This window comes from Clostridium sp., from assembly GCF_036642255.1.
In the GTDB taxonomy this organism is placed as follows: Bacteria; Bacillota; Clostridia; order Clostridiales; family Clostridiaceae; genus Clostridium_J.
In genome coordinates, this window is the sequence record NZ_JAVWDJ010000023.1 from 16,197 (window position 1) to 28,346 (window position 12,150).

Annotated in this window: 13 protein-coding genes; 4 read left to right on the top strand and 9 right to left on the bottom strand. The window is 31.6% G+C overall.

Annotated features, from left to right (window positions below):
• Position 1: 1 nt before the first annotated feature.
• Positions 2-889 (bottom strand): HlyD family efflux transporter periplasmic adaptor subunit, encoded by an 888-nt coding sequence (locus RR409_RS12980; RefSeq protein ID WP_332558190.1) that lies wholly within the window; start codon positions 887-889, stop codon positions 2-4.
• Between the two features lie 93 nt (positions 890-982).
• Positions 983-1,603 carry a DUF4352 domain-containing protein gene (locus tag RR409_RS12985; protein ID WP_332558191.1) on the bottom strand — a complete coding sequence of 207 codons (621 nt, stop codon included), beginning with the start codon at positions 1,601-1,603 and terminating at the stop codon, positions 983-985.
• Between the two features lie 327 nt (positions 1,604-1,930).
• On the opposite strand from RR409_RS12985, the gene RR409_RS12990 reads away from it, so the two are divergent.
• Together RR409_RS12990 and RR409_RS12995 are read left to right on the top strand one after the other, a co-directional pair.
• Positions 1,931-2,503 (top strand): restriction endonuclease, encoded by a 573-nt coding sequence (locus tag RR409_RS12990; protein ID WP_332558192.1) that lies wholly within the window; start codon positions 1,931-1,933, stop codon positions 2,501-2,503.
• The gene (locus RR409_RS12995; RefSeq protein ID WP_332558193.1) at positions 2,496-3,032 is read left to right on the top strand and encodes a restriction endonuclease; all 537 of its coding nucleotides are present in this window, start codon (positions 2,496-2,498) and stop codon (positions 3,030-3,032) included. The genes RR409_RS12990 and RR409_RS12995 overlap by 8 nt, the downstream gene beginning before the upstream one ends.
• A 114-nt stretch (positions 3,033-3,146) precedes the next feature.
• On the opposite strand, the gene RR409_RS13000 is transcribed toward RR409_RS12995, so the two are convergent.
• Together RR409_RS13000 and RR409_RS13005 are read right to left on the bottom strand one after the other, a co-directional pair.
• A complete protein-coding gene (locus tag RR409_RS13000) occupies positions 3,147-3,308 on the bottom strand; it encodes a hypothetical protein (protein ID WP_332558194.1) in 162 nt (53 codons plus the stop codon).
• A 126-nt stretch (positions 3,309-3,434) separates the two neighbouring features.
• Entirely contained in the window at positions 3,435-4,598 is a 1,164-nt protein-coding gene (locus tag RR409_RS13005; protein ID WP_332558195.1) for an HD-GYP domain-containing protein, read from the bottom strand.
• Positions 4,599-4,911: 313 nt separating this feature from the next.
• Between RR409_RS13005 and RR409_RS13010 the strand changes: the two genes are divergently transcribed.
• On the top strand, positions 4,912-6,474 hold the full coding sequence (locus RR409_RS13010) for a hypothetical protein (RefSeq protein WP_332558196.1): 1,563 nt from the start codon (positions 4,912-4,914) through the stop codon (positions 6,472-6,474).
• Positions 6,475-6,684: 210 nt separating this feature from the next.
• Here RR409_RS13010 and RR409_RS13015 read toward each other — a convergent pair whose 3' ends face one another.
• Both RR409_RS13015 and RR409_RS13020 read right to left on the bottom strand, forming a co-directional pair.
• Positions 6,685-7,218, bottom strand: coding sequence for a GNAT family N-acetyltransferase (locus tag RR409_RS13015; protein WP_332558197.1), 534 nt, complete (start codon positions 7,216-7,218; stop codon positions 6,685-6,687).
• Between the two features lie 92 nt (positions 7,219-7,310).
• On the bottom strand, positions 7,311-8,507 hold the full coding sequence (locus RR409_RS13020) for an Ig-like domain-containing protein (protein WP_332558198.1): 1,197 nt from the start codon (positions 8,505-8,507) through the stop codon (positions 7,311-7,313).
• 190 nt (positions 8,508-8,697) lie between these two features.
• Here RR409_RS13020 and RR409_RS13025 point away from each other — a divergent pair, with 190 nt between their 5' ends.
• Complete coding sequence (locus RR409_RS13025; RefSeq protein ID WP_332558199.1) at positions 8,698-9,426, top strand: VCBS repeat-containing protein; 729 nt, start codon at positions 8,698-8,700, stop codon at positions 9,424-9,426.
• A gap of 156 nt (positions 9,427-9,582) precedes the next feature.
• Here RR409_RS13025 and RR409_RS13030 read toward each other — a convergent pair whose 3' ends face one another.
• The 3 genes from RR409_RS13030 to RR409_RS13040 form a co-directional block, all read right to left on the bottom strand.
• Entirely contained in the window at positions 9,583-10,698 is a 1,116-nt protein-coding gene (locus tag RR409_RS13030) for a PQQ-dependent sugar dehydrogenase (protein ID WP_332558200.1), read from the bottom strand.
• Positions 10,699-10,824: 126 nt separating this feature from the next.
• Positions 10,825-11,166, bottom strand: coding sequence for a hypothetical protein (locus RR409_RS13035; protein ID WP_332558201.1), 342 nt, complete (start codon positions 11,164-11,166; stop codon positions 10,825-10,827).
• Positions 11,167-11,461: 295 nt separating this feature from the next.
• Positions 11,462-12,106 (bottom strand): Vat family streptogramin A O-acetyltransferase, encoded by a 645-nt coding sequence (locus tag RR409_RS13040; RefSeq protein WP_332558202.1) that lies wholly within the window; start codon positions 12,104-12,106, stop codon positions 11,462-11,464.
• Positions 12,107-12,150: the final 44 nt, after the last annotated feature.

A 12,150-nucleotide genomic window follows, 5' to 3' on the forward strand; every position in this document is an offset into this window, starting at 1 on the left:
TTTACTCCCCTTGTCTTTCCCTCATAGGAGGAACTAACCCACTAGTTTCATCTGATGAAGCCTCTACGTTCTCATACATCACAACTTGATTATCACTAAGCCCTTCAGTGATTTCAACTGTTTTGCCGTCGTTTATACCAACCTCTACTATTTGCATAGTAGGAACATTTCTATCTCCTTTTATATATACATAGGTTTCATCTTCTTCATTAAACTGCAATGCTTTCACTGGAATTGTTAAAACATCCTTTACACTGTTATTAATAATTTTTGCCTCTGTAGTCATTCCCACCTTCACAGCGCTATCCTTTTCTAAATCTAAAGTTGCAGTAAAATAAGCAACACCATTTTGATTTATTGCTGTATCAGAGATATCAGATAGTTTTCCAGTGATTTTTTTATCTATGGCTCCAATAGTTACTGAAACTTCTTTGTCTATTGCAAGAGACGAAAGATCATACTCGTCCACCTTAATGGTTACTTGTAGATTATCAAAATCAATAATATCGCAGAGCTTTGCTCCTGCCATCACTGATGCATCTTCTTCAACATATATCTTTGAAACAGTTCCTGCAACCTTGGCTTTTATAGACTCTCCCTGAGAAGTTTTAAAAAGCAAATCATCCTTTTCAACATAATCCCCTTCAGAAACTTTAATTTCAGATAATTGCATTACCTTCTCTGCCATTACATTTTGTGTGTTCTTGCTTTCCACGTTACCAGAAAAGGTGAAGTAGGTTTCAATACTTTCTATCTTAGGCGTTACTTCAGAATATTGATTTTCTCTATTGTTTTTAAACCTGGTCATTGCACCCAAACCAGTTACTGCAACCACTATCACCATTCCAAATATAAGACCTTTTTTATTTTTCTTTTTAGTTTTAGCCATAATAAATACCTCCATAAATTTAGCTTATGGAGGTATTTTAAAATTCCTATATGAACTTAACATGAACTTTCCCATCTATGTTTCTTTTTCTCCTTATTTAAAAGGTACATACTCAGCCATTACTTCTTTTATTAATCCCTCAGTTATGTCTACTACTAATTCCTTATCAGCATTAATTAATAGCTTATACTCATTGTTTTGAAGTGAATCTGTTGGTACTTGAAACACACACACATCAGATACGGATACCCCTGAATTAAAATCATTAAAAATTGTAGTATCCAAGGTAAACTCTTCGGTGATATAAGATATTGATGCATCAAGATCAGCTTCGTATTTTGCACCAAAATTGTCCACTAATTGTAGAGTTGGCATTTCAGCAGTACTTATTAAATTTTTAGATGCATTTTTAAATTTCCAATGTACAGTTAAATACCACATACCTTCAGCAGGTTTTGATTCAAAGATACCGCTTCCCACCTGATCTCTTTTTTCCACTGATATAATAGAAATTTCAAATTTATCTGTGGTTATTTTATCACTGGCAGTCCATTGCTTATCCTTTTCGTATCCAGGACTTGAGAGGATTGCTGTAATCCCTATTACCACTAATAAAACACCAACAAACATTGAACTTAGGATTATAATGGCTCTTTTCTTACTTATTCTAGTTGCCACTCTTATTGTGTTTTTGATGTGCTTTCCTTTTAACATATGATATCCTCCATTATGTATTTTTAAATAGATTTTTTTTCTGTGAAGTAATTAAAGGTTTCAGTTTGTCCACAATATATCTTAAATATAATTATGATTTTCCTATTAATAATAGAACTCTTGCACACCCCTCTAAGTATTTAAATAATTCAATACTATCTTTCTAGGAACCAATAAGATAACCACATAAATATGTTTTCTTTTAATTCCTTCAAAGACAAATTTGTTTGGCAAATAATTATGAACATGCACGGTTTTTCTTTATCTTCATCCCCAAATGAATACTAATGTGTAATCCTGTCTAAATTATTAAAGAGGTGAATTTAAATGAATTTATTAACTATTATTTCTTATTTTATTTATGCATTTATCTTTCTAAAATTAGGGATTTTGATATTTGAGAAATTGAATAAATTCCTTGAAAATGAAATATTTAATAGAAGATTAGAACTTGGAATATTGTCAATTCAAGATTTATATAAGTTTGGTTTTGATAAATTTTTAAGTTTGTCAGAGGTATATTTAAAAGATTTGGGCTTCACAAACATTACAACAGCTTCTATTGACTATAAAAATGTTGATTTTACCTGTGAATTTAAAGGGGAGAAAGTATACGTTCAATGCATCTTAGATAATATTGTGGATGTTAAAAATGGAGATGAGGAAATTTATTCAATAGGGAGACCAAAGGTACAAAAAATGTTAGGTCAAATGGTTCATGATGGTGTTAAGTATGGAATCATAATTACTAATGGTTGTTGCTCAAATGAAAGTTTAGATTTTGCTGAACATCAAGATGGAGAGCATAAAGTGCTTTTAGTAGATGGTTATCATTTTACTAAGGGGATTAGAACTCTAAAAGAATCAAAGAAATTTTTAGGAGATGCATTATATGAGTAATTACATTCCTGTAACCATAACTATTGGGATTATTTTAATATTTGGCCCAACAAAGAAATTACTTACTTTACTGAAATCTGCAATTAGTAACTATAGAAAATATTGCTCTAAAATTAATCTACGAGAAGAACTTTACAATTTATCCCCTAGAGAATTTGAGTTGTGGTGTGGAGACTTTTTAAAGGGAAAAGGCTACACTGGTGTTACTGTGTCTCCTCCTGGTCCAGATGGTGGTGTGGATATAAAATGCTTCTATAATGAGGAAGAAGTCTATGTTGAATGCAAAAGATATTATTATAAAAACAGTGCCCCCTTTAAAGTTGATAAAGATGTAGTTAGAAAACTAGTTGGGGCCATGGAAGGTAACGCTATTAAACATGGTATGATTATTACCACCGGTATTGTCACCAGTGGCGCCCTTGAATTTATAAAAACTTTACCTGAAGAATTTACGATTGATATTTTTAAAGGAGATACCTTTGATTTAGTATATGAGGTAGAAAACTTTGATTTTTCTTTGATAAAGTAATAAAAAAAGGCAGCTTTTAGCTGCCTTCTTCATTAATTGAACCTAGTTAAAGATAATTTTAACTGTAGTTCCCTTCCCTAGTTCACTTTTTACTTCTATTTCCTCTCCATGAGCTTACACAATTTGCTTTGCAATAGCCATATCGAGACCAGAGCCCTTGTGACCTTCCCCTGTATTGGTTCCTCTGTAATATCTATCAAATAGCCTTTGTTTCATTCCTAAGGAATCAGGATTTTTACGGCGGTTAAATAAGTTGTTCTTTTCAGGTTTTTGCATTTTTTCAAAAAAACTATAGAGGCTACCTCATCCCAGAAATTACTTTCTATTTTGAGATAGCTCCCTTAGTTATTCTTCTTTATTCTTTTTTAGATTATTAAACCAAACAACATTACACATCCAAAACTATTTTTCAAGTATGTTGTTTTTGAAATAAGTTATTGCAACTTCAGCGATAGCGGGATTAAATTGTGTTCCCTTTTCTTCTTCAATAATTTCTAAGGCCTTTTCAGTGGAAAAAGCTTTTCGATATGCTCTTTCTGAAGTCATTGCATCGAAGGAGTCTGCTATCTGTATAATTTGAGACTCAATAGGTATTTCGCTTCCCTTTAAACCATGAGGATAACCTGACCCATCATAATTTTCATGATGGTGCAGAGCAAAATTTGCAATATCAGAAAAATCATTAATATTATTCAGAATGTTCTTTCCGTCCACAGTATGTAGTTTAACAATATTATACTCATCTTCTGTAAGCTTACCAGGCTTGTTTAATATATCTTCAGGAACTCCAATCTTCCCAATATCATGTAATAAAGCTGCAGTGCTAATATTCCAAATTTGAGCTTGTGATAACTTAAGTTCTTTTGCAATTGCGCAGCTATATTGCTTTACTCTTAGAGCATGTCCCTTTGTATATTTATCTTTAATTTCAATAGCAGATACTAAAGCTGCTATAATTTCATCATTTAACTTAATTTGCTTATCTTGAATTATCTTTTGAGCATAGAAATCAGATATAATTTGTGTGTAAAACTTCAATACTTTTATAGAGTTATTTGAAAAACCAGCTTTATTGAAACATTCCAAGCAAATTAAACCTATATTTTCACCTTCAATTCGAATTGGGGCATATAAGGTTGTAAAATTTGAATAAGTTCCAAGTTGTTTAAATGTATCTAATATCTCCTTTGTAAATTTACTATCATCCCTTTTTTCAACATAGGTTTGATAAACTTCTATATTTGAAGCACTGGTATATTCGAAACCGATAAAAAATTCATTTTTATTAAACTCAAGCTTCTTAAGGACATCTAAATCATAACCTTGAGAAAAAATCGGGATATATTTCTCACCAAAAAGCTCATAAAAAGACCCCTTTTCCGCTTCAGTTATTAATTTAAAAACTCCTTCAAAAACTCGTTTAAAGAAATCATTCTTGTTCATTTTATTTATATTAACTAAAGAATGAAGAATTTCACTTATTTTATTTTCATTTTCTATATTAGTGCTTGTTTTACTATTATGACAATATGAACATTTTAGTATCTTTCTTTGCTTGCTCCTCATTTTTAACCCCTCTACACTAATAAGTTTAAGTTACTTATGTAAATTATACCATAATGCAACAGAAAATGATATTTTAATTGTGATAAATTTCAGAATAATCAATTCTCTTCCATATAAATCTACCCTCTGCAAAAATGCAGAGGGTAGATTTTTCATTGTAGTGCTAACTTATCTAAAGTTAACCTTTTTATTTTTTACACCTAAGGTATTTCTAATATTTTACTTTTCTCAAAAAATGAATTTGTATATAGTAAATTATGGCAATATAATTATAATAGGGATTTTATTATTTTAGAATTTTGGGGGATTAAAAATGAAAAGCAAAAGGAAACTTGCGGTACTGGGGATTTTTTTAGTATTCTTTATAACTTTATTTCTTCACTTTGAAAATTACTATAACTTATATAAACTTCCTCCTTCTGATCAATGGAGCAAAGAAGTTGAGGTTGGCATTGGAAATGCAAAAAATAATCCTATAGTAATAAAAGAAAAGGACAGAATATTAATAGCCTTTGATGATACCAGAAAATTGCATTTAGTCACTACTGATTTAAATGGTACTGTTTTATCTAATAATACTTTTGAGTTAAATGAGGATTTTATTAAAGATGTATTATTTGTAAAAACAAAGAATGGATATAGATTAGCCTACTCCTCAACATCTGCGAGTGTTGGATATTTAGAAAATTTTATTTTAGATAACGAGTTTAATGTTGTTGATATATACACAATAAAAGGTATAAATTCTACTTATCAACTTGATGAAGGAAATTATGTTGTAGCCTACGAAAATAAAATAGAGTTTATTAATTCTATAGATGATATAGTGGATACTGTTGATAGTAAGAATGCTTCAATGATAACTGGAAGCAAAACTGATAATGGCTTCTTTATTTGTTTCCTTGAAGATCAAAAGTTCTTGAATTTTTTTTCTATAGAGGGAAATAAAATGAGTGAAGTAAAAACAGCTGTAGAATTACCTCGACCAGAAAAGGTAACCTATGAAAATTTTGCCTGCTCCACTGACGGTAGAAAAGGTTATATTGTAATTGAGGAATTTTGGAAGGGTGCCTTCAATCAAACTAAAGGCTTTGAATTTGCTTTAGATGGAAGTAGTTCAGTGAATAATCCAATTTATATAGATAATTCAAAGATCATTAAAGAAAATGTTGGTGGTGAATCTAAAGATGGCGGTAAATTTTATGGAGTCTTTGGAAGAACTTTCGGTAAAAAGTCTTATCAGGAAAACTTGATTGCCTACACCTTAAAAGATGGAAAAGCAGAAAACGTTGAATATGTGAGTAGAACTAGAGAGATGTGCTTCTTTCCCTATATAGAAAAGGATTTTGTAGGATTTCTGTCTTTTAACTCAATTGACAAGGTTAATGTAAATATTGCATCTACTAATAAAGACTTTAAAAAAGTAATTAATATGCCAAGAGCATCAGAAAGTTCTAGAGCCCTTTCTTCCACCCTGGAGAGTTTAATGTTTAGTTTCGCCTATGTATTTGTTTATGGCTTTAAGTGGATATTACCTACTATATTGATTGCTGGAATTGTAGGTTTTTTCGATTATGCTTATTCTGAAAAAAATAAAAAAAGAGGGTTTATCCTACTATCAATTATAGCAATAGCAATTAAAACCTATGGCATTATACCGACGGTTTATGAGACCTATAGTTTTGCGCTGCCACAATTAGTAGCTTCAAAAATAGTAGGTATAGGAATTTGCACCTTAATAGGTGCTCTCAGCTATTATTATGCATACTTACTTTATAAGCAAGATACAGAAGACGTGGGAATATTTAAATTTAGCTATGGTATGCTAATTGATACTGTATTAACCTTAGTTGTTTTTGTTCCTTACATGACATAGTTTATATATAAAATTATAGAGAAGTTAACTTAATGTTAACTCTACAAAAGTTTATGAGTTCTAAACTGTCTTTCCATTAAAAAGCAGCTTAGAACTCATTTATTTCACCCTAAAACTTCCCACATAAATTCTGTTCAACATAGATCTCTTAAATCTTTAGCATGAATTTAAACTTTATTAAATTCATGTTATTATAGTGCTGTATTAAATTCATTTTACTGATTCACTAAATCTCCTTTCAAAATTTATGCTGTCTTTCCATTTTCCATTATGGTAAATATAGTTACTAATTCGTTCTGTAAATTTAAATCCATTTTTAATTAGCACCCTTTGGGAACCAATATTGTCAGAAGCTGCCCCTGCTTCTAGGTAGTGCAGTGCATGCTTGTTTCTTGCTTCTTTTAAAACAAGGCCTACTGCCTTTGTTGCATACCCCCTACCAACATAAGCTTTACCAATTCTGTATCCTAATTCTGCCTTATTAACCCTTCCTCTAACTACTGACACTAGATTTACTCTTCCAATAATATTGCTAGCACAGTCTTTTATCAAATACATATACGCTAGCCCCATATGCTGTTCCTGCAGAATATCTTTGAATATGGCTTTGAAATTATCATAATTATAATAATACTCTCCCCTAGACGGAACCATAGATTCAAAGTAATCTCTATTTTCGCACTCAAATTTAAAGAGCTTTTCTGCATCTAGTTCATTAAGCAACTCTATAAAAATTTCTGACATAATAATTCCCCTCCATATTACTATTTTATTTATTCTATTAGAGGGTTTTTCCTCTTATGCCAAAGGATTAAATAATGAACAAGCTCATTTTGTTAAGGGGTATATTGTCCTTCCACTTTTACAACCACATTATTTTCAGTATAGATATAACATAGCATATAGTCGCGATTATTACAGATGCTACTAAACAAATCATAGGAAACAGGCTTGTTACTTATATCCCAATCATATGGATCTATCCAGCAACCTAAAAGATTTAGTGAAGCATTGTCAGCTATGACAAATGATTTTACCTCTTGACTTTTATTAAGAATGTAGTAACCATTGGGTACGTAATATTCTCCATCTTCAAATACTGCGACCTGATCTTTTATAGCCTCTTTAATAGCTTCCTCTCCTGTTAGAAATGCCACCTCATCAAAGGTTAAATATCTCTTGCCACCCTCTACATAAGTCTTAGATATATACCCAATTTGTTTTGCTTTTTCTATTGCCTTAGGCTTAACTGTAACTTGCATTATGAGTTCCTTTTCATAGCCCTGGACAGTGCCAACAAATTCTTGTAATCCTAGGATTGTTGTATCAACTTTACTTGGAGTCCATTTCACATCGACTTCCTTAGTAGTTTTGTCACTATAAGTTGCGGTAACCTTTAAAGGTAAACTGTATTCCTGTCCTTGGATAATAGAAGCACTGACCCCTTTTACTGCTATAATTTTGGGAATAACATGCACTGTTAATTTAACAGTTCTCTCATATTCTTCTGCCATTCCTTCAAAAACAAAATCTCCGAGCTTATCTGTTTCTATCTTAGTATCCTTCCACTTGATTGCCACATTCATATCCTCATTATTTATTTTTATCATGACTTGTTGTGATAAGTTGTAGATTTCATTTTGGTATATAGTATCTTCCAAAGTTGCCACTTGAAACTTTTTCTTTATATCCTCAATAAAACTCTCAAGTCCTGGTATATTATTATTCTTTCCTTCCTTCAAAACTGAAAGTGCATCGTCTAATCTTCCTGCTTTTAAATATTCATCCTTAATAAAAATATAAGTTTCTTTATTCTCCTTGTTAAGGGAAATTGCTGCCTTAAAGCATTCCTTTGCCTCATCAGCTTTCCCTAAAGTTAAATTAGTGCTACCCTGTTCAAAGTTCGTTCGAATCTTATTAGAGATTATAATGTTTTTCACAAAATTTAAGGATAATACTAAAATAATAATTCCAATTAACATAGTTAGACAAGCAATAACTCTTCGTTTAGCTTTACTCAAATTTGAATTCAATACCTTCACATCCTCTTATATTTAAATACTTAACTTCCTTATATAATATTCAAGTGTCCTTAATTTGATATTTAAGTCATAGAAATTATAAAAATAATTATTTGTAAAGAGCCTTCATCCTTCAACTAATTACTTCCTTTGAATAAAATAATGAGTAGCGAAGTAAATCATTGAATGGAGGTATAAATCTATGAAAAATATGAGAAATAATACTTATATATTAGATTTTAAGCAAGGTGATGTAAACGGCGATGGTTTTCCTGAAGATATTTATCTTTTAGGAGAAAAAACCTCACCTGATGAATTTTTCTCTGATAATATTACTTTATTAATAAAAGTTCCCAAAGCAAACATCTATATCAAGGTGCCTTTGCATAATGCATCAGGATATAATGCTGAACTTTATTTAGGGCATTTTACAGATCATGATAAATTAGATATGTTAGTTAGTGTGGATACAGGAGGCAGTGGAAGATACATTTTATCCTATCTCTACACTTTAAAAAATTTAAAACCTGTACTGATTTTTGATTCCAATGTATTTGAAAGCAATTCTAATTATACTGCCACCTTTATAGATCAGTTTAAGGTAATAGTAAAGAGTATGCAGGATAATACCGAATTCACTATTGATGTAAGCAATAATAAAGAAATGTACCTAGAAGCAGGGATCTATGAAAGCAGTGGAAAAATTTCAAATCCCACAGTAGGTGGAGTCCTTGGATTAGGTGCTTTATGGCCCCTACAAGAAAACTATAATGGCTTAAGTAGTCTACTTGCATTACAAAGAATTATCGGAATTAATAATGCTGATAATTTAGGTGCTGTTTATACCTACCTGAAATGGGACGAAAAAAAAATAGTAGAAGATAGAGTTCAAATTGGCATTATGCCTTCTTATACTTCTCAGAGTGATTAAGATTATTTCAAATAGTAACAGCTTATATAATGCTGAACTAAAATTCATATATACTGTTATAATCAAAAAAGGTGCCCCATAATCATAAGGTGCACCTTTAAAAAAATTCCACATATACTACATAAAAATTTATTATACTTTCATTGTGTTATAATCTCATTGTTTAGGGGTAAGACGTAAAATTTTATCGTCTCCTGGCCTAATATCACCTCTACCATCTCTATTATTTGTAGTAATATAAATTGATCCATCTTTCCCCTGAATAACTTCCCTAATGCGACCATATTCATTACGGAGCCATGATTCAACACTTCTTACAATTCTTCCGTTCCCATTAAAGGACATTGTGAGTAGCTGCTCACCTCTTAAAGTAGCAACAAGTAATCTTCCTTGCCATGGTCCTTGATTTACGAAAACAATACCAGATGGCGCCCAGGTTATTTCGCCGCTGTGTATCAAGGGTTTTTGTATCACAACTTCCGTGGAGTCCTCATTGCCTTGTACCAGTGGCCAGCCGTAATTTGCTCCTGGTTCTATTATGTTTATCTCATCATGGGCCGACTGTCCATGCTCTGATTCATACATGAGATTTCTTAAATTCCAAGCTAAACCCTGGGGATTTCGATGACCTAAACTATAAACTGGTGAATCGTTAAATGGATTATCTACAGGGATACTACCATCTAATTCTATTCTCAATATTTTCCCAGCAAGACTTGTAGGATTTTGTGCTAAGGCTGAATTGCCAGCATCTCCTGTGGTTATATATAATTTCTTATCAGGACCTATCTTTAGTCTTCCTCCATTGTGAATTCTCCCACCTGGAATTCTATCTAAAATAACTCTATCAATGGTTGCCTTATTATTGTCTTCAATTAATCTCACAACACGGTTAAAGATTCTACTCCCTTCAGAATATGAATGCATAACATAAATATAATGGTTTTGTGAATAATTTGGATCTAACACAATACCCATCAAACCTCCTTCCCCTTGACTTACAAAAGGAGGTCCAAATGTAATAAGTGGCTGTGGAAGAAGTTTACCATTTTCAATGATTCTAATTTCTCCAGATCGCTGGGTAAAATATAGTTTACCATCACTACTTATGTCTATGGCCCAGGGTACATATAAGTTTTCAGCCACAACTTCAATATTGTAAGGAAATTGTCTTAATGATGTTATGTTTCCTTTCACATAGTCATCATTGCGATGTCCCAATTTCGTCCTAGACTTCATCTTAGACAAAATCCTTTGAATTACCTTTTTCATACTGCTATTCTCCTAACTTAAATAGTTGGATCTTTGAAAGCTATCTTTAAGAAAAAAGTGACAGTTTTAATTATAAAACTTGTCACTTTCTTTTATTATTATTTCTAATTGATTAAGTATTCCTTATTAATCATCATAATCGTCATAATCATAATCATAATCATAATCATCGTCATCATGATAGTATGAATACGGTGGTGCAAAGTAAGGATAGCGTAATAATCTTAAAGCGGCTAATGCAGCAAAAGGAATTCCTCTACGTCTGAAGCGTCTAAATCTTCTCCTTCTTCTTCTTCTTCTAGGACGACCATAACCAGCCATTTGTCGTTGTTGATTAGATTCATTGTTACCTTCTTGCTCCATTACATCTTCTCCAACCAATACAATGATACGATCTGGTTCTACCTGTTCAATAATTCCATCAATGACGCTTCCATCTTTCATTGTTAAAAGAATGTGATAGAACATATTTTTTTCGCATTGATCATGTAGATACTGCGTGTCTCTGTAATCTTCATTTCTTTTTGAGTCCATTTTTAATCATCTCCTTTCAATTACCATAATATTCCTGGAATGCGCTTACTGTGACATTTGAATAGATAAACCATAATGAATATTTCGACATTTCAATTGCCAGTTTTATTTAAGTCAAATTACAATATAAATTAATTTATAGTCTTTGCTCTACTTTCTGATTTTCTTACAAAAGTAAAAAAAGGCTGTATCAAAACAAGTTTTTATACAACTTGTTTTGACACAGCTCCTAAGCTTCCAAAAGCTTCTTTATTGTTTCAATATCATTACCCGATACCAGTAATTCAATGTTGTGAAATATTTTTTTTGCCTCCCAATTCCACCACTTAATTTCAAGTAATAACTTAATCTTTTCGTCACTAAATCTCTTTTTAATAAACTTAGCAGGATTACCACCAGCAATTGAGTATGGCTCCACATCCTTTGTAATTGTTGAATTCGTAGCAATGATTGCACCATCTCCAATTTTAACTCCTGGCATGACAGTTACGTTTTGGCCAATCCACACATCATTACCTATAACAGTATCTCCCTTGAAAGGCAATTGTTCTAGAGTTGGCGTAACTTTTTCCCACCCACCACCAAATATATTAAATGGATATGTTGTAATCCCGTCCATTCTGTGATTTGCACCATTCATAATAAAAGTAATTCCTTCTGCAATTGCACAAAATTTTCCTATTATAAGTTTATCACCCAAGAACTCATAATGATGCTGAATATAATCATAGAAATCCTCTGGGCTTCTATGATTATCACTATAGTACGTGTAGTCACCAATTTCAACGTTTGGTCTTTTAGGTAAATTGTTTATATAACAAACGGTTTTAATATTTTCATTTGGGTATAGCTTATTTTTGTTTGGTCCAGTCATATTTTGTTACCTCCTTAATTTCATGCCTTTACCTCTTAATTTCA